This is a genomic window from Streptomyces hainanensis (assembly GCF_004348415.1).
In the GTDB taxonomy this organism is placed as follows: domain Bacteria; phylum Actinomycetota; class Actinomycetes; order Streptomycetales; family Streptomycetaceae; genus Streptomyces; species Streptomyces hainanensis.
Genome location: NZ_SMKI01000132.1, coordinates 1 through 16,547, shown reverse-complemented (window position 1 = coordinate 16,547; position 16,547 = coordinate 1). Strand labels below are relative to the sequence as shown.

19 protein-coding genes, 1 tRNA gene and 2 pseudogenes are annotated in these 16,547 nt (G+C 67.1%); 8 read left to right on the top strand and 14 right to left on the bottom strand.

Annotated elements, in window-relative coordinates; genetic code table 11:
* The coding region (locus E1283_RS38750; protein ID WP_132818449.1) for a hypothetical protein at positions 1-335 on the top strand (335 nt) is incomplete at its 5' end.
* Positions 336-338: 3 nt separating this feature from the next.
* Here E1283_RS38750 and E1283_RS14560 read toward each other — a convergent pair.
* Positions 339-1,127: a choice-of-anchor P family protein gene (locus E1283_RS14560; protein WP_132818448.1), complete on the bottom strand. Its 789-nt coding sequence runs from the start codon at positions 1,125-1,127 to the stop codon at positions 339-341.
* Between the two features lie 172 nt (positions 1,128-1,299).
* On the opposite strand from E1283_RS14560, the gene E1283_RS14555 reads away from it, so the two are divergent.
* From E1283_RS14555 to E1283_RS14545, 3 genes are all read left to right on the top strand, one after another.
* Positions 1,300-2,502: a DNA polymerase III subunit delta' gene (locus E1283_RS14555; protein WP_132818447.1), complete on the top strand. Its 1,203-nt coding sequence runs from the start codon at positions 1,300-1,302 to the stop codon at positions 2,500-2,502.
* 43 nt (positions 2,503-2,545) lie between these two features.
* Positions 2,546-4,153 (top strand): alpha/beta hydrolase, encoded by a 1,608-nt coding sequence (locus tag E1283_RS14550; RefSeq protein WP_132818446.1) that lies wholly within the window; start codon positions 2,546-2,548, stop codon positions 4,151-4,153.
* 265 nt (positions 4,154-4,418) lie between these two features.
* Positions 4,419-4,492, top strand: a tRNA-Thr gene (locus tag E1283_RS14545).
* Positions 4,493-4,678: 186 nt separating this feature from the next.
* On the opposite strand, the pseudogene E1283_RS38745 reads toward E1283_RS14545, so the two are convergent.
* The 6 genes and pseudogenes from E1283_RS38745 to E1283_RS14520 form a co-directional block, all read right to left on the bottom strand.
* Positions 4,679-5,209, bottom strand: a pseudogene (locus E1283_RS38745) (tyrosine-type recombinase/integrase); the annotation flags it as partial.
* A 357-nt stretch (positions 5,210-5,566) separates the two neighbouring features.
* Positions 5,567-5,854, bottom strand: a complete 288-nt coding sequence (locus E1283_RS38740) for a hypothetical protein (RefSeq protein WP_243744844.1) — start codon at positions 5,852-5,854, stop codon at positions 5,567-5,569.
* A complete protein-coding gene (locus E1283_RS14535; RefSeq protein WP_132818445.1) occupies positions 5,851-6,060 on the bottom strand; it encodes a helix-turn-helix domain-containing protein in 210 nt (69 codons plus the stop codon). The genes E1283_RS38740 and E1283_RS14535 overlap by 4 nt, the downstream gene beginning before the upstream one ends.
* Positions 6,061-6,164: 104 nt before the next feature.
* A complete protein-coding gene (locus E1283_RS14530) occupies positions 6,165-7,601 on the bottom strand; it encodes an FtsK/SpoIIIE domain-containing protein (RefSeq protein ID WP_207930401.1) in 1,437 nt (478 codons plus the stop codon).
* A gap of 365 nt (positions 7,602-7,966) precedes the next feature.
* Complete coding sequence (locus tag E1283_RS14525) at positions 7,967-8,161, bottom strand: hypothetical protein (RefSeq protein ID WP_132818444.1); 195 nt, start codon at positions 8,159-8,161, stop codon at positions 7,967-7,969.
* A 13-nt stretch (positions 8,162-8,174) separates the two neighbouring features.
* The gene (locus E1283_RS14520) at positions 8,175-8,459 is read right to left on the bottom strand and encodes a hypothetical protein (protein WP_132818443.1); all 285 of its coding nucleotides are present in this window, start codon (positions 8,457-8,459) and stop codon (positions 8,175-8,177) included.
* Positions 8,460-8,942: 483 nt separating this feature from the next.
* Between E1283_RS14520 and E1283_RS14515 the strand changes: the two genes are divergently transcribed.
* Positions 8,943-9,680, top strand: coding sequence for a DUF5919 domain-containing protein (locus tag E1283_RS14515; protein ID WP_132818442.1), 738 nt, complete (start codon positions 8,943-8,945; stop codon positions 9,678-9,680).
* Between the two features lie 6 nt (positions 9,681-9,686).
* Positions 9,687-10,166, top strand: coding sequence for an NUDIX hydrolase (locus E1283_RS14510; RefSeq protein ID WP_207930400.1), 480 nt, complete (start codon positions 9,687-9,689; stop codon positions 10,164-10,166).
* Here the strand turns inward: E1283_RS14510 and E1283_RS14505 are convergent.
* The 4 genes from E1283_RS14505 to E1283_RS14490 are packed head-to-tail and all read right to left on the bottom strand — an operon-like array spanning position 10,154 to position 12,041.
* Entirely contained in the window at positions 10,154-10,705 is a 552-nt protein-coding gene (locus E1283_RS14505) for an HD domain-containing protein (protein WP_132818440.1), read from the bottom strand. The genes E1283_RS14510 and E1283_RS14505 overlap by 13 nt on opposite strands.
* A gap of 9 nt (positions 10,706-10,714) precedes the next feature.
* A complete protein-coding gene (locus E1283_RS39840) occupies positions 10,715-11,236 on the bottom strand; it encodes a GntR family transcriptional regulator (RefSeq protein WP_425086171.1) in 522 nt (173 codons plus the stop codon).
* Complete coding sequence (locus E1283_RS14495; RefSeq protein ID WP_132818438.1) at positions 11,182-11,571, bottom strand: hypothetical protein; 390 nt, start codon at positions 11,569-11,571, stop codon at positions 11,182-11,184. Before E1283_RS14495 ends, E1283_RS39840 begins: the two co-directional genes overlap by 55 nt.
* 17 nt (positions 11,572-11,588) lie before the next feature.
* Entirely contained in the window at positions 11,589-12,041 is a 453-nt protein-coding gene (locus E1283_RS14490) for an ATP-binding protein (RefSeq protein ID WP_132818437.1), read from the bottom strand.
* 148 nt (positions 12,042-12,189) lie between these two features.
* Between E1283_RS14490 and E1283_RS14485 the strand changes: the two genes are divergently transcribed.
* On the top strand, positions 12,190-12,924 hold the full coding sequence (locus E1283_RS14485) for an XRE family transcriptional regulator (RefSeq protein ID WP_207930399.1): 735 nt from the start codon (positions 12,190-12,192) through the stop codon (positions 12,922-12,924).
* Positions 12,925-13,240: 316 nt separating this feature from the next.
* Here E1283_RS14485 and E1283_RS14480 read toward each other — a convergent pair whose 3' ends face one another.
* Both E1283_RS14480 and E1283_RS14475 read right to left on the bottom strand, forming a co-directional pair.
* Positions 13,241-13,705 (bottom strand): DUF4411 family protein, encoded by a 465-nt coding sequence (locus E1283_RS14480; RefSeq protein ID WP_207930398.1) that lies wholly within the window; start codon positions 13,703-13,705, stop codon positions 13,241-13,243.
* Between the two features lie 4 nt (positions 13,706-13,709).
* Positions 13,710-14,906: an XRE family transcriptional regulator gene (locus E1283_RS14475; protein ID WP_132818435.1), complete on the bottom strand. Its 1,197-nt coding sequence runs from the start codon at positions 14,904-14,906 to the stop codon at positions 13,710-13,712.
* Positions 14,907-15,262: 356 nt separating this feature from the next.
* Here E1283_RS14475 and E1283_RS14470 point away from each other — a divergent pair, with 356 nt between their 5' ends.
* Positions 15,263-15,874 (top strand): hypothetical protein, encoded by a 612-nt coding sequence (locus tag E1283_RS14470; protein ID WP_132818434.1) that lies wholly within the window; start codon positions 15,263-15,265, stop codon positions 15,872-15,874.
* A 391-nt stretch (positions 15,875-16,265) separates the two neighbouring features.
* Here E1283_RS14470 and E1283_RS14465 read toward each other — a convergent pair.
* A pseudogene (locus E1283_RS14465) lies at positions 16,266-16,547 on the bottom strand (hypothetical protein); the annotation flags it as partial.

The window sequence follows — 16,547 nt, the reverse complement described above, 5'->3', positions numbered from 1 at the left end:
TGATCACGCCGTCCGAGGCGCGGGCCCGCAGGTTGGTCATCCACTGCCGGGCGGCGCCGGCCGTCATCCCGCGCCCCGAGACGCCGGAGCCGCCGGCGTCCGCCCCGCGGGCCGGTGGCGACAGCGGTGAGCGCCGTGACCGTGGCGACCGTGACGACGCCCTGGACGAGACGCGCCAGCTGCCCCAGCTCGGCCCCGACCGGCCGCGCCCGAGGCCGCAGTGGGCCGAGGAGACGCCGCTCGACGATCTGCCCACGCTGGCCGACGAGTTGCTCGGCCCGCACCGGGGCGAGGCCGAGGGTGAAGGCGAGGGCGACGACCGCCGCAAGCGGTAGCCGTCAGCCCCGTTCGCCCGGCTCGGCGGCGTCCGCCGCCTCGTCGGCCGCCGCCTCGTCGGCCGGCGGCTCGTCCATCGGGCCGCCGCCCCGGCAGCTGGCGCTGCCGAGCGTGAGGTCGCCGTCGTCCGTCAGCTCCACGCGCAGCGCGTGGACGGTCAGCGTCCCGTCCGCCGCCGAGCGCTGCTCGTTGAGCAGCACCTGGCCGAGGCCGTCCGGCAGCCGGACGGTGGTGTTGGCCGTCGGCACCTCGTCGAACGTCAGCGTGCCGCGGCCCGGCAGGCTGAGGCTGGCGCCGGTGAGGGACACGGTGCCGGCCGGTTCCGCTTCGGGCGCCGCCGTGCAGTCCGCCCTGACCGGCCCGGTGGTGAGTGTCCCGACGCCCAGGTCCAGTGCCAGCTCCGCCACCCCGGCCCGGGCCGCGGCCGCGCCGGTGGTGTCGTTGCCGGTGACGCTGGCCTCCGCGCCGAGCGCGGTGCCCGACGGCGTGGACGCGCCGTCCGCGGACCCGGTGCCGGTGCCGGTGCCGGTGCCGGTGCCGGTGCCGGTTCCGGTGACGCCGACGTCGACCGTCTCCACGGCGTCCCGCAGCGGGCCCTCCGGGTAGCTGGCCCGCGCCTCCTCGACGTCGACCCCGGCCAGGCTCGAGGAGAGCCCGAGGGCCGAACTGGCCCCCGGCGCGATCCCGTCGGCCGGCCCGGCCGCCGCCGTCGGCGATCCGGCGACCAGCAGCAGCGCGGCGAAGACGGCGGTCGCATACCCCCACGAACGTCCCTGCGAAATTCGCATCATGCGTAAAACATCACACGGCCTCATCCGGCCCGCCGTCTCCTGACGCCGCGTCGTGGCCCGGCACCGCCGCCCTCGCCGCGAAATCCTCCGAACGGCGGCGCTGTCAGTGCCGTGCCGCAGAATGGTGGTCGTCGCCGCACGGCGGCGTCGAACCGGTGGAGAGGAGCGCGCGATGCCGGTCTGGGACGACCTGGTCGGCCAGGAGCGGGTGGCGGCGCAGCTCGCCGCCGCCGCGCGGGACGCGGACGCGTTCGTCACCGCCGTCGGGCGCGGCGAGGAGCCCCGGCTCGCCGGCTCGGCCATGACACACGCCTGGCTCTTCACCGGCCCGCCGGGGTCCGGCCGGGCCGAGGCCGCCCGCGCCTTCGCCGCCGCGCTCCAGTGCGTCAGCCCCGACCGGGCGCTCGGCGGCCAGCCGGGCTGCGGCTTCTGCGACGGCTGCCACACCGCCCTGATCGGCACCCACGCCGACGTCGAGGCCATCCGCACCGACCTGCTCACCATCGGCGTCAAGGAGACCAGGGAGCTGGTCCGCCGCGCGCAGCTCTCGCCCGCCACCGGGCGCTGGCAGGTGATCGTCCTCGAAGACGCCGACCGGCTCACCGAGGGCGCGGGCAACGTGCTGCTCAAGGCCGTCGAGGAGCCCGCACCGCGCACCGTCTGGCTGCTCTGCGCGCCCTCCATCGAGGACGTGCTGCCCACCATCCGCTCCCGCTGCCGCCAGCTCTCGCTGCGCACCCCGCCCGTCGCCGCCGTCGCCGACCTGCTGATCCGGCGCGACGGCGTCGATCCCGAGGTGGCCAGGGCCGCCGCGCAGGCCACCCAGGGCCACGTCGACCGGGCCCGTCGGCTCGCCACCGACGAGCGGGCCCGCACCCGCCGGCTCGCCGTCCTCCGGCTGCCCGAGCGCGTCGGGGACGTCGGCGGCTGCCTGCGCGCCGCCCAGGAGCTGGTCGACGCGGCCGCGGAGGACGCCAAGCAGCTCGCCGAGGAGCTCGACGAGAAGGAGACCGAGGAGTTGCGCGCCGCCCTGGGCGCCGCCGAGGGCAAGCGGCTGCCGCGGGGCACCGCCGGCGCCATGAAGGAGTTGGAGGACCGGCAGAAGCGCCGCGCCACCCGCACCCAGCGCGACGCCCTCGACCTGGCCCTCACCGACCTCACCGCCTTCTACCGCGACGTGCTCGCCCGCCAGTTCGGCTCCGTCGTCGCCCACGCCGGCGGCGAGAGCGCCGTCGCCGTCGAGCGGGTCGCCACCGCCTCCCGCCCCGAGCAGACGCTGCGCCGGATGGAGGCCATCCTGGAGTGCCGCGTGGCCCTCGACCGGAACGTGGCGCCGCTCCTCGCCGTCGAGGCGATGACCATGGCCCTGCGCTGAGCGGCTACGCTCCTGGGGAAGTAGCACCACGTACAACGGGGGAATGATGCGCGCACCACGCACAACGGTTCTGACGCTCTGCGTCGCCACCACCCTGCTGGCCGCCGCCTGCTCGTCCCGGTCGGGTCTCGACTCGCTGGACCCCTCCCCCTCCGAGGACGGCTCGTCCGAGGCCGGCGGCTCCTCGGAACCGCCGCCGGACGCCCCGGCCCTCGAACCGCTGCCCGAGGAGATCCCGGGCGAGCTCCAGTCGTACTACGACCAGGAGTTGGCCTGGTCCACCTGCGGCGGGGGCTACCAGTGCGCCACCCTGACCGTCCCGCTCGACTACGAGAACCCGGGCGACGGCGACATGGAGCTGCGCGTCACCCGCTCCGAGGCCACCAACCAGGGCCAGCGGATCGGCGCCCTCATGATGAACCCCGGCGGCCCCGGCGCCTCCGCGGTCGACTTCGTCCAGAGCTCCGCCGAGTACATCTTCCCGACCGAGGTCCTGGCCCGCTACGACATGGTCGGCATCGACCCGCGCGGCACCGGCGGCAGCCAGCCCGTCGAGTGCCTGAACGGCGCGGCGATGGACGAGTACACGATGACCGACCGCACCCCGGACGACGACGCCGAGCAGGACGCACTCCTCGCCGCCTTCGACGAGTTCGCCACCGCCTGCGCGGAGAACTCGGGGGCGGACCTGCTGTCGCACATCTCCACCGTCGAGACCGCCCGCGACATGGACGTGTTCCGCTCCGTCCTGGGCGACGACCAACTCCACTACCTCGGCTTCTCCTACGGCACCAAGCTCGGCGCCGTCTACGCCGGCCTCTTCCCGCAGCGCGTCGGCCGCCTCGTGCTGGACGCCGCGATGGACCCGCGGCTGCCCACCCTCTACACCGACCGCGAGCAGTCCGGCGGCTTCGAGACGGCGTTCCGCTCGTTCGCCGAGGACTGCACCTCGTCCTTCCCCAGCTGCCCGTTGGGCTCCGAGGGCGCGGACGACGCGTCGAGCCGCCTCAGCGCCTTCTTCGAGCAGGTCGACGCCGAACCCCTGCCGACCGGCACCGACCGCCCGCTGACCGAGTCCCTGGCCACCACCGGCGTGGCCAACGCCCTGTACGCCGAGTTCCTCTGGCCCGACCTCCGCGCGGCCCTCTCCGCCGCCATGAACGACGGACAGGGCGCCGAACTGCTCTCCCTCGCCGACGATTACAACGAGCGCGGCCCCGACGGCACCTACGGCAGCTCCAACTTCGCCTTCCCCGCCATCAGCTGCCTCGACAGCCCGGCCGGCAACGCGGACGTCGCCGAGCTCGAGTCCAACCTCGGCTCCTTCGAGGACGCCTCACCCACCTTCGGCCGCGACTTCGCCTGGGCCACCCTGCTCTGCGCCGCCTGGCCCGTCGAGCCCACCGGCCACCCCGTCAGCATCGCCGCCGAAGGCTCCGCCGACATCCTGGTCGTCGGCACCCTCCGCGACCCCGCCACCCCCTACGCCTGGGCCGAGGGTCTGGCCGACCAGCTCTCCTCCGGCGTCCTCCTCACCTACGACGGCGACGGCCACGGCGCCTACGGCGGCAACAGCCCCTGCATCGACTCCGCCGTCGACGCCTACCTGCTCCAGAACACCAGCCCGGAGGACGGAACCACCTGTTCCTGACTGCGATCATGTACGCATGCCGTGCATCCGCTTCCGCACCGCCATATCGGCGAGATCCATGGGGGACCCCCTGCCCCCGGAGGTGACCGAGCATGAGCTCGACACCCACCTGACCAGCTGCTTAGACTGCCGCCGCTGGGCCAAACACCTGCGCGCCCTGCGCGAAGCGACCGACGACCTCCTCCGCCGAAGGCGTTCGGGCGCACCCCCCAAACCTGTGTAGACTAACCAGCGCTGTACCCCCAACGGGGGTCCCCAGCGCCCCGCCGCCTTAGCTCAGTCGGCCAGAGCGACGCACTCGTAATGCGTAGGTCGAGGGTTCGATTCCCTCAGGCGGCTCCGCCAAGATCCCAGGTCAACGACGTTACTGTCGTGGGCCTGGGATTTTTCCGTAGCAGCGCCCGTAGCAGTGGCGCCCCACAGCGCCTGTCCCATGCGCCGCGCGGCCTCCTCAGCGAGCGGCGTCGCGATATGCGTGTAGCGGGTCGTGACGCGGAGATCGGAGTGCCCGAGGATCTCCATCACGATGCGGACGTCGACGCCGAACTCCAGCAGCAGCGTCGCCGAGGTCTGCGGCCCGTCGTGCACCCGGGCGTCCCGGACCCTGGCGGCTTGGAGCAGTTCCTGCCAGTCCTGCCAGTCCTCCCGGGGATCGACGGGACGGCCGTCGGGCTGGCAGAACACGAGATCGTGCTCCTCCCAGGCACCGCCCGCCCGCGCCCGATACCGCTGCTGCTCAGCCCGGTGCGCCCGGAGGACGGGGACCAACTCCGGCGGTAGCGAGACGGTACGCCGGCTCCTCCCCTTGGGCTCCCGGAAGACGAGCCCGCCGCCCCGGCGCTGCGGGCAGGAACTCGCGTGGCGCGTGCAGTCCTTCGGGCACGGCGCCGGGCACGCCCGGGTGTGTTGGCGGCACGTCTTGGGGCACGGCTTGGCCTTGTGCCGCCTCGCGCCGCAGGCGTGTGGATCCTCGCACCCGTGCTGCCACTTGTTGCGCTGGATCTGCCACCACACCCGCAGGCGGCCGGTGTCGAGATCGAGGTACGCCCAGCGCATCCCGAGCGCCTCGCCCTGCCGCAGGCCGAGTGCCAGCCCCACGGCCCATCGGACGGCGCTCGGACGGGCCTGTGCGGCGGCCAGGATCCGGCGCGTCTCGTCCCGCGTGAACGGCACGATCTCCGTCTCCCGGACCGTGGGTGGCTCGACGAGCTGCGCGATGTTGCGCGCCACCAACCCTCGACGAACGGCGATCGTCAGCATGCGCGACAGGATCCGGTGCACCTTGAGCACGTGGCTCGGCGCTTTCCCGGCGGCGAGCATCTTCGCGTAGAGACGATCGAGGTGTTCGGGCTGGAGTCGGTCGATCTTGTGCTGTCCCAGGCCGGGGATGAGCCAGTTGTTCGCCTTGGACCGTTAGTCGTCGAGCGAGCGGGGCGCGAGCCGCTGCGGGGCGATGGTGTCGAGGTACGTCGTGATCCACTCAGCGACGGTCGGGACGCGCGCCTTGCCGGGGACGTGTCCGGCGTCCCGCCTCCGTTCCAGCTCCCGGAGCTTCTCGCGTACTTCGGTGGCCGTCTTACCCTGCCGATGGCGACGGTCCGGGGAGCCGTCGTCCTTGACGCCGATGGTGATGAAGCCGTGCCAGGCACCGTCATAGCCGAGGAAGATCTTGGTGTGTCCGTTGGGTTGTCGTCTGCTCATGCGGATACCTCCTGTTCGCGAAGTCGGTTGACGTAGTCGAGGAGTGCCGGGGCGGGGATCTTGCGGCTCCGGCCGATGTGGATGGATTCGATCTCACCCGAGGCGAGAAGTTCATAGAGCTTGCTCCTGCCGATCCGTAGGGCGTGTGCCGCTTCCGCGACGGTGTAGACGAGTCGTTCGGTCGGGTTGGCGATCGTCGTGGTCATCACCTCCTCTCGGTCGTTCGCGCTTCGTGGTTCGTCCGCGTCCGCGTTCGTGCCCCTACGCGCAGGCGCGAGAGGTGCGCGGACGTCCGTGCGGACGACATCGGTCACGCAGCCATGGCCGCCATCGGGTCGTCGACGGGGCGGGCTCGCCAACGACCTCGGGACACCTGCACCACGCGGCCGGCGGCGGCATGCTCCTGCAAGCGGCCGTAGACCCACGTGCGACCCATGCCGGTGCGTCGCATGAGCTCGGTCGCGGAGAGCCCCGGCGGCGGTGCCGCCCGCAGCGCCTCGATCAACACGGCTTCCGGCCCGTCCTCGGGCGCCGCCTCGACGATCTCGGCATTGATGACGTCCGCGTCCTCCTCGCAGGGCTGTGCCGACCCATGTCGTCCCACCGAGGCGCGCACGTCGGCGTCCGTCACGTGGTAGGCGCGGGCACGTTGCGGCACATCGGCCTCCGGCGCGGAGAGCAGGAACTTCCCGGGCGCGTCCAACGCGTGCGCGGCCCAACCCGCGGCCAACATCCCCTGGCCCAACACCAGGTCGACATCACGCCGCTCCCGGACACGCAGGCAGACCCTGATGTCCATCTGGGAGCGGACGGCCTTCCGGCCCATGGCACGCTGCGTCGGTCGCTGGGTGGCGGCGAGCAGCGTCTCCGCCACCGCTCGCCCCCGCCGCGCGATGGAGTCCGCGTATCCGAGCGCTTCTCCGGCCTCCTCGGCCAGTTCGGCGTACTCGTCCACGACGATCACCAGGGCGGGAGCGGTCTCACTGGGCTCCCAGAGGCGCGAGCCCCTGCGGCTCAGCTCACCCGCTCGTCCGTCCAACTCCCGCACGCCGTCCCGCAGCAGCGCGGTCGCCTCCTTCGGAGAGGTGGCCAACCGGTCGAGGCAGGCGGCCCACGGCCGCAGTTCCATGCCACCTTTGAGGTCGATCCCCCAGAGGACGACATCCGGGCAGGCCGCGAGGTTCGCGAGGATGACATTGAGCACTCCACTCTTGCCGGAGCCGGCGATCCCGCCGACCAGCGCGTGACGACGCAGGAACGAGACGCGGACGGACGCGGCGTCCTCGTAGAGGCCGAGCTCGATGGGCTGGTGAATCGACGTGGCGGACGGGCCACGCCACCGAATCGGGTTGGTGTGCGGGTCCCGCGTGAGCACCCGCAGCGTGAACCGGTCGGCCCGTGACGCGTCCGGAGTGACGCGCACGGCCCCGGGGCGGGCGCTGAGACCCGACTCGATGGCGGGAACGCGGTTGATGGCGTCCGCCACCGTCTGACCCCGCCGCAGGCTGACCCGGGCGCGCCAACCCCACACGTCGACGACGGCGGAGACAATCCGGGAGCCGACGAGTCCGATCGACTCCGCCACGTCGGGCCATGCCTGGATCGTGCGATCGACGGTGACGCGCGCCCTGCGGCGGCGGTGCGCCCACCAGGGGACTCCGGCCGCCAGCGTGCCCACGACGAGCAGCCAGGGGAGCGGGAAGCGGCCCACACCGAGCGCCGTAGCGGCGGCGAGCCAACTTCCCACCACCCAGACAGTGACAGCGGCGTACAGCCGTTCCTCTGGCCTGTCGAGCCGATGCGGAAACCATCCCCTCAGCACGGCCACGGACGCAGCCACCGATGCCAGGGCGATGGCCCACCACAGCCCCGGTCGGTTCGCGTGGAGCATGGCACCTGTGGCCGCCGTGCCCACTCCGGCCGTGACCGGGGCGAGTTCGGAGCGGTAGCGGAAGAGCCAGCGGCCGACGGCCTCCGGAATCCCAGACGTCTGGTCGTTCACCACGAGCATGAACGGCGGAGCGTCGGCTCCGCCGAACTGTCGGCGGAGCCTCCGTCCGTACCTGCGGTTGGTCGGTCTCAAGGGCATCCCTCCTTCCTGGTGGAGACGGATCACGGGTTGAGGCCGGCGATGAACTCGGCCCCGGTCTGGATCGTCGCGTTGATGTACGGGGCGAGCGAGCTGGACGCGAGCAGGAAACCGAAGAGTGTGCACAGCGCCGCGTGCGACATGGCGAGGCGACCGAAGCGCCACAGGGCGTAGATCGCCGCGCCCACCAGGACGACGGCGGAGATCGAGAGGAACATGGATCACCTCCGTTCAGACCAGGACGACGAGAACAGCCGCGCCGCAGACGGCGGCGGCGAGCGACAGACGCTGCGGCGACGACGTGGCCCAGAGCACCGACAGCGCGAGCAACCGCACGGGCAGGACCGTGAGCCGGAAGGCGAACGGGACGTCTTCGGACGTGGCGGACCAGGGGCGGGTGTAGTGCTCCGCCGGTCGCACCGAGACCGCGCTCAGCTCGATCGCCGCCGGTGGCTTCGACCGGAAGCGGCGGCCCTTGTGCTTCGTCGGTACCAAGTGGGTCGTCTCCATCGTCATGACGCGTGCACCGCCTCTCGGAGGTAGAAGTTGGACCGGTTGGACTGGCGCCCCTGGTCGCGTCGCCTGCCGCTCAGCCGCTGAATCCAGCGGAGCCGGCGGCGGCACTTCCGGCAGAGCGCGCCACGGCCGCTGATCTGCGCTCCGCAGGCGCACGTGCCGAGAACTTCGGGCTGTACTCGATGGGCGTTCCTCCTGTTGCGTCGCATCGGACCTCCTCTCCTGACAGGAGCTGAGACCCGGCCTGGCGCCGTACGACCCACTCTTGAACATGTACAGCATGTTCAAGTTCTGAGCCTCGCGGTGGTGCCAGGGCCCGTCAAGTGGGGTTTCTCAGCTCACCGTTGACGGTGGATGTGTGCGGACAACTCCGCACGACAATGAGCATCCGATGAGAGGATGGGACGTGATCACCACATGACTGGACGTGTGCAAGACGTCTCCTGAAGGGAGGACGTCCCGGGTCGTCCCGGATGGGGATACATGGCGAACGAGAGATTACGAGCGACGCTGCTGCAACGCGGCGTGCAACCGACCGAGTTGGCAGATGCGGTCGAGGTCGACCCGAAGTCGGTCGAGCGCTGGATCAACGGCCGCACGCCGTACCGGAGACACCGATACGCCGTGGCGAACTTCCTCAACGTCGAGGAGGCGTACCTGTGGCCTGACGCGCTGCCGCGTCAGCAGGTGGTCAGCGCCTCGGAGAGCGAGATCCTGACCGTCTTCCCACATCGGTGGGCCGTGCCGCGCGACGCGTGGGGGAGGCTCTTCCAGACGGCGCGGGAGGAGATCGGCGTACTCGTCTACAGCGGTCTCTTCCTGGCGGAGGATGCGGGAGTGCTGCGCACGTTCGCCGAGAAGGCGAAGAACGGCGTGCGGGTGCGGATCCTTCTGGGGGACCCGGACAGCGCGCATGTCGCCAACCGGGGCGCTGACGAGGGGATCGACGAGGCCATGGCGGCCAAGATCCGTAACGTCATCGTGCTGTACCGGCGGGCCGTCGGCGATGTCGAGGGGATCGCGATAAGACTCCACGACACGGTGCTGTACAACTCGATGTACCTGGCCGACGACGAGATTCTCGTCAACACGCACGTCTACGGATTCGGTGCCTCGCACGCTCCCGTTCTCCATCTCCGGCAGATTCCGGGCGGAGAGATGGTGCACACCTACCAGGAAAGCTTTGAACGAGTCTGGGCACACGCTAAGCCGTTGCCCTAAGGAACCATGATGGCAACACGAATCGACTACTACGACGACCCCGAGGCGCCGCCGGCGAACAGCTTGGTCCCCTCTGCCAACGTGGTCGTACTGAACGAGCACGACGAGATCCTGATGATCAAGCGCACCGACAACGGGAACTGGGCACTTCCCGGTGGTGCTTTGGATCTCGGGGAATCACTGCCCCGGTGCGCTGTGCGAGAGGTCGCGGAAGAGACCGGGATCGACTGCGAGATCACAGGGCTTGTCGGAATCTACACCGACCCCCGGCATGTGATCCTGTACACCAGCGATGGTGAGTGCAGGCAGGAGTTCTCCGTCGTCTTCAAGGCACGCGCGGTGGGCGGGAAACCCACTCCGAGCGACGAGTCACGAGAAGTCGTCTGGACGCGTCCTGCGAATGTCGCGGATCTCCAGATGGACAGGTCCATGCGGGCGCGCATCGATGACTACCTGAACTCGCCGGATCAGCCTCACTTGGGTTGATCCTCAAGCTTCTTCAGCACCGACTGAGAGGCGGCGATCAGGTGAGGCGTGGCTCGCTGTATCGAGCGGGTGACGATATCGCCGGGGCCGTAGCGCCCAAAGATCTCGTTGATTCGCTCCTCGACGGTGGTCACCTCACCGTCGGGGGTCGTCGTCGTGTCGCAGTAGGTCAACGCCTCGACGAGCGCAGGACCTTCGAGCTGGAACTCTGCGGATAGCTCCCGATCGAGGGACCGTTCTTCCGCCTCGATGATCGCGCAGGTGTGGTGAGCCACCAAATTGCAGATTCGAGGGTCCGCGTGCTCGACGTCCCGCAGATAACGGGCGCCATCTAGAGGATGAAACCCCGTGCTGGCGATGAGCGGTGAATAACCGATGTCGTGCAACAGCGCGGCGCACTGGAGCAGTTCGGCGTTCTCACCCATGATCGGGGCGAGGCGCTCGGCCTGAGCGCCTACGCCCTGCGAGTGAGCCCAACGACGAGGGAGCGGGTCCGCCAACAGCCTGCGTGCGAGATCACGAGCCCATGCGACATCCATGCTCCGAGGCTAACGCCTACGGACGAACCAACCCTTGCCGTGCACAGGTTCAACAAGTCCAGCAGAAGCCAGATCAGCCAGGGCCTGGCGCGCGGTACCGCGTGAGACCCCGTACCGGGCGGAGAGGCCGGCCTCGCTCGGCAACGCCTCTCCCGGGGCGAGCTCGCCGCTCTCGATCGCCGCGCGGATCTCCGAGGCAATCCGCCGGAACTGCGGCAACCGGGGCCCCGAGGCCCCCTTGCCCCGCTCCTGGTCGGCTCGGACGACCCTGCCGCGCCCGGGGAGCGACTCGATGAGCCCCTCAGCCTCCAGCAACGCCAGGGCGCGGCGCAGGGTGTTGCGAGCGACGTGGAATTCGTCCGAGAGCCTCACCTCGGAGGGAAGCAGCTCCCCGGACGGGAACGCCCCGGTCTCGATGCGCTCCCGCAGGACGTTCGCAATCTGGGCGTAGGCTCCCCATGCCGTCGAACGTGGACTCACTCTGTCCTCTCGGTCTGCGCGGGGCGTCGGGCCATCATGTCCGGTCGGCATGCCGCGTCGCCAGTCCCGTGATGGCTGGCCAGCGGAAGGAACTTCACGCTGCGGATCGTCCACTCGACTTTCGTCTCACGGCAGGAAATCGAGAAGACGAATGGCGAACAGCTGCGAAGTGTCCGTAGCGCGTTGCACTGCCCGAAGGTCAACCATTCGAGTACCTCCTCCGCGTCCTGCTCTGTGAGCACGGACATCAGGGTGCGCAGTGAAACTCTCACCCAACTCAGTGCCTGCGTCGGGTTGTGTGATTCGAGCGTGGCGACTCGACGTACACCGAATTCAGAAACCGGGGTGAACATGGTGCACTCACACCAGTAGCCAGGCTGGGGCATACAAGCCTCCTGCATGCCTATTCCTCCTTCCCCAGCCGAATATTCACGTCAACCCACACGCACTTGCCGGTACGGTTGCGGTAGAACCCCTGATTGGCTGCGAGATCGCGAATGATGTATATGCCGCGGCCTCTCTCGTCATCAGGCTTCGTCTTGCGAGGCATGGGAATCCGCGGATCGGCGTCGTACACCTCAACACGGATGAGGTGTCTCACTTGCCAAAGACGCAACCGGATGGAAGCCGACGTCACGGGCCGCGCATGCATCACGGAGTTCGTCACCAGTTCGGAGACGACGACGTCAAGCGCCTCCGTCTCAGCGTTGATCCCGCGTGCGGTCAGCGCGATCTTGACGAACTGACGTGCGAGGGATGGTGATCTAGGTGCGTAGTCGAGCGTGAGGGAACCGAGCAGCTCAGCGGTACCCGGCTCGGATTCTCTGGCCAACGACCGACCGACCGAAGGACTCACGGCGGCCCTCCTTGGGACCGAGCCGTCATCAACAGGGTGTGCATGTGCAGGAGTGTTCTGTCGGCCTCTCCAGACAAGTACCGCGTTTCTGGGACGTCTTGGGACGTCTTCGCTATATTGAAGACGTCCCCTCGCGGGAGGAGTGACCGTGAACTACGTGTTGAAAGAAGCGATGGCACGCGCGGGCCTCAGCGTCGTAGACGTAGCCGCGCAGCTCGAAGTGGACCCCAAGACGGTGGAACGCTGGCTCGCCGGCCGCGTCCCCCACCCACGCAGCCGAGCGCGGCTTAGCGCACTTATGAAGCTGCCTGAGTCACACATGTGGCCGGGAGCCAGCTCTCCGATGCGACGAAGGCAGTTGCACGGGACGGAAGTTCAAGCTGTGTATCCACATCGATGGCAGGTGCCAGCCGATGTCTGGCGAGATTTTTTCCGAGGTGCGGAGTGCGCGATCGACGTGCTCGTCTACAGCGGCCTCTTCCTGGTCGAGGATGTAGCCGTGCTCCGAGTCCTCTCAGAGAGGGCTACGGCAGGCGTCAAGGTAAGACTGCTTCTTGGCGACCTGGGCAGCGTAAATGTCGCGACGCGGGGTGGTGAAGAAGGCATTGGGGATGCAATGGCTGGCCGTATCCGGAACGCACTTGTTCTTGTCCGCCCTTTGGCCTCTCTCCCGCACGTGGAGATCCGTAAGCACAGCACCACCCTCTACAACTCAATTTTCCGCAGAGATGATGAACTGCTGGTCAACGCTCATGTCCTCGGCCAGCCTGCGACCCACTCACCGGTGCTTCACCTCAGGCGTGGAGTCGATTGTGCGATGACGTGCACCTATCGGCAGAGTTTTGAACGAGTTTGGTCCGACAGTGTCACGGTGACGCCCTAGTCATATTGCACAAGATAGGCTACCTCTAGCTATCGGAGTTTTCCCTGCCGCCTCTGCGGGGCAGCCGGGCAACGTCGATGCCGCGTTGGGCCAGAATATGAATATAGGCGTCGACCTCACCCGGTTCAACTCTCGGAGGTCCGAGCGCCTGACGCAAGCTCTAGCCATCAAGGTGATGGGTTATGGCGTAGGGGTGTTCGGACGTGATGGTGGTCGGGATGCTACCTTTTGATGGTGAGGTGTACTTTCCCGAGTCAGGTGCTACTGGTCTTGGAACAGCCTATCTAGAGCACGCGCTCCGAACTTGAACGGCGCTTCAGAAAACCCACTTCTGTTCAGCGATGAACTGTATAAGGCTCAGGCATTGAACTCCCATCGCTTCGCAGACGTCAGGAATCCTCGGTTTCTCGACTCTCCCGCTTGCAGTCTCTTCGGTGACAACAACGCCACGCCGATGGATGGCGAGTCCAATAACTAATGGATCAGCGCCATTTCGGCCTCCCCCGACTCCCAGCAATCTGGGATGGCGCGTGAGCACCCGGTTCGTGGCCATCTGTATCCCGGTCTCCAGTGGGAGGAACAGGGAAGAGTTGGCCCTAGCCCATTGATAAGCGTCGTCGTCGCGACGGCTCAGTTCCTCCAACACCACATCGACGCAGCGAATGTCACCCAGGCGGATCATGTCCTCCAGTTTTTCCCAGAGAGTAGGGAATATCTTCGGAGGTAATAAGTCGCGCCGCCCGTTGAGGATGGAGCTCGTATCAAAGGAATAGAACCCCACTGGGCTACAACACTCCATTCCCAACAGCAGCCGTTCTAGCCAAACGATCGATCTGACTAGTCTTGACGTTAAGGTAGGAAGCGGCGGTGTAGCTGTCAATCACACGGCGCCGATGAGCGTCTGCCACCTGTCGGACGTACCCCTTACCCAGGTCCCTGGCCGTGTTCCGGTACCAGTTTCCGCCGCCCGACCGCGCCCGCAACTCCTCCTCTTCGTAGACCGCTAAGAACTCTGTTCTACGCTCAGTGTAGAAATCCCGATCCACTCTTCCCAGAGTCAGCAAGCGGCGCAAGAGAGCCTCAGCGCTCACTCCGAACGGAGCAGCAGCAGAACTCAATGCCTCGTAGTCCCAGGAAGATTGATCGTTGATTCTCCTAGTGACTTCAGGGCGACTGAGCACACGCGCAGCAGGCATCAGAATCGCTGCGGCGATCGCGTTGCAGCGAGCTTCAAGTCTACGGTTCGGCGACGTGGATTTGAGATCAGTGATGGTGTCACAGAGGCCGCCGGTGTGCAGAATCAGGTGGGCGTACTCGTGCATTAGAGAGAAGATGCGCCCTCGGGGGCTATCCGCGCCGTTAAGCATAATGACGGGCGCTTCTTTAAAGTATAGAGAGAATGCGCGCATCTCGCGCTTTTCGATTTTCCCGCCTGTGGAAGTTAGGACTAGGACACCCGATTCTTCCATGCCGGAAGTCCAGGTGTTCAAATGCTCATAGGGTGAGGCGGAACTCGAAGGTAGCGAGAGTGGAGATCGGTCTAGGATATTTTGGCGTGCGACAGTCGCTAGATCTTCGTCACGCTCGGGCAGAAAGTTGAGCTGCCAATCTGACGGGCATTTCGCTTCGTCCAACTCCAGCAATTCTAGTAGGCACTCGCGCTGCGACAGTGCGCGCCGATATTCGGCATGAAGCTCCGGAGTCCATTCTGCTTCCGTCGAACCCTCAACGCGACGAAAGTCGCGGAGGGTGTCGAAGTCTTTCGGAGGTTCCGCCAGAAAGAAGACGGCCAAGGGTCGTTTATATACTGTCGATGCTTTCTTTAATTGCGAGATGGTCGGGACAGATTGACCTAACTCCCAGTGATGAACTCTGTCATCTGGTAGGCCGAGTTTTCGAGCGGCAGCCACAGAGCTCAGTCCGATGGACTCACGTGCCCACTTCAGTACCGATGGTTCCACCAAAGCTGGAATCGACCCCATGTCGTGATTCTCGCACTGTTCGACTTGAGACACCAGATGTGTGCGCTTGGTTACGAAACCAGCAGGTGACGCAGGTCAAGTCGGCGTCGGTCACGGTCCATCCGAAGGGAGCCGAGATCAAGGGACGACCACGGACTTACGCGGATTGTGGTGGACAGTCAGGCGGCGTACGGCATGACAGCGTGGATCGATCGTGGTCGACCGTCACGATGGGTGACAGGCTTCGAGTCGAAGAGGTCGTGGTCTCTTCAGTGGTCAGGTCGGTGGATTGGAAAGCCGTGCCCAGTGCGCAACGGCATGCGTCGAGTTCCCCTGAAGCGTTGCGAGAGTAATCACCTGTAGGAGATCTTGGTCTGGTGGATGGTGGGATAGCGACAGTGTGGGCCGCTGCGATCGGCCTAGTAACAGGCGGCGGGAGCGCGCTTCTGAGCGGGATCCTGGCGTACAAGGCGGGTCGCCGGCAGATCCGTGACCAAGGGCTATCGGCACATCGGCAGTGGCTCTGCCAGCAACGGCAGGAAGCCTACGTGGCCTTTCTGGAGTGCTGCGACGCTTTCGTTGACGCGCTGGACGCTTGTGTGCTCGCCCTCGGTACCGCCGAAGCTACACATGATCTCTCGTTGTATGAGGACGCCATCGAGTGCGTCGACGTGGAGGTCTACCTCACCGCTCAGAAGCGTGAGGGGGACATGGATCACCAACTGGGCAGGATCCTCATGCTTAGTCCCGCAGAGGTCTCAGATCAAGCAAGCACCGTGCGGGCGAGCATAGTAGCTGCCCGCAGGGACTTGGGCCATCTGACCGATAGCTTGATCCCCAACGGTCCTCTACTCCCTGAGCTCGAACCGCTAGATGATGGGTGGTCCAAAGTCGAACGCTCAAGGGATGAGGTTGTTGCAAGCCGCTCAGCTTTCGTTGCTATCGCTCACGCAACGCTGACGGAGTCGCAAGCTCTGGGGTGGAGCTAGGACGGCGGGCTCGATCGTGGTCTCAGTGGCCATTAATTCCGGTCACTTCCACCGTCGTCCGTGACACTCGGCTATCCGTCTGAACTGGCACGATGCCCTTCTGCTGAACACCGATGGGAGTCACGGCCGGAGGCTGATAGTTGCGGAGGAAGCAAGCGGAAGATACATGCATACAGGCGTTGTGACGGGACATACTGGCCAGTTTGGCTCAGTTGCAAGATCAGTAGCAGTACGCACACGTCCGGCGGTGTCCGTCGCTGGTCGCCGGGTGGGCTGACCTGCGGGGACGGACACCGCCGGACGTCGGGGGACTACTGGTCGGGGGACTCGTAATGCGTAGGTCGAGGGTTCGATTCCCTCAGGCGGCTCTCGAAGAAGCCCAGGACAGTCATCAACTGGCCTGGGTTTTTTGCTGTCTCGGTTCGGCCAACGGCAGTTCGGGGGTGGTCGAGAGGGCGGTGGCGTTGGCCGTGACGATGACGGTGATGGCGAGCCAGGCGGCCGGGGGGAGGTGTTGGTCGAGGACGGCCAGGCCGACCAGGGCCGCGAGGACCGGGTTGATGCTCATGAAGATGCCGAAGAGGTGGGCTGGGACGTGGCGGAGGGCCAGGAGGTCGGCGAGGAGGGGGACGGCGGAGGAGAGGAGGCCGGCGGTCAGGGCGTAGGCCAGGGC

Coding starts and splice junctions, on each gene's coding strand:
- E1283_RS14555 (WP_132818447.1), top strand. CDS start 1,300: ATGCCGGTCTGGGACGACCTGGTCGGCCAGGAGCGGGTGGCGGCGCAG.
- E1283_RS14510 (WP_207930400.1), top strand. CDS start 9,687: ATGATGGCAACACGAATCGACTACTACGACGACCCCGAGGCGCCGCCG.
- E1283_RS14475 (WP_132818435.1), bottom strand. CDS start 14,906: ATGGGGTCGATTCCAGCTTTGGTGGAACCATCGGTACTGAAGTGGGCA.
- E1283_RS14525 (WP_132818444.1), bottom strand. CDS start 8,161: ATGTTCCTCTCGATCTCCGCCGTCGTCCTGGTGGGCGCGGCGATCTAC.
- E1283_RS14505 (WP_132818440.1), bottom strand. CDS start 10,705: ATGGATGTCGCATGGGCTCGTGATCTCGCACGCAGGCTGTTGGCGGAC.
- E1283_RS39840 (WP_425086171.1), bottom strand. CDS start 11,236: ATGCCGACCGGACATGATGGCCCGACGCCCCGCGCAGACCGAGAGGAC.
- E1283_RS14495 (WP_132818438.1), bottom strand. CDS start 11,571: ATGCCCCAGCCTGGCTACTGGTGTGAGTGCACCATGTTCACCCCGGTT.
- E1283_RS14520 (WP_132818443.1), bottom strand. CDS start 8,459: ATGACGATGGAGACGACCCACTTGGTACCGACGAAGCACAAGGGCCGC.
- E1283_RS14515 (WP_132818442.1), top strand. CDS start 8,943: ATGGCGAACGAGAGATTACGAGCGACGCTGCTGCAACGCGGCGTGCAA.
- E1283_RS14535 (WP_132818445.1), bottom strand. CDS start 6,060: ATGACCACGACGATCGCCAACCCGACCGAACGACTCGTCTACACCGTC.
- E1283_RS14560 (WP_132818448.1), bottom strand. CDS start 1,127: ATGATGCGAATTTCGCAGGGACGTTCGTGGGGGTATGCGACCGCCGTC.
- E1283_RS14550 (WP_132818446.1), top strand. CDS start 2,546: ATGATGCGCGCACCACGCACAACGGTTCTGACGCTCTGCGTCGCCACC.
- E1283_RS38740 (WP_243744844.1), bottom strand. CDS start 5,854: ATGAGCAGACGACAACCCAACGGACACACCAAGATCTTCCTCGGCTAT.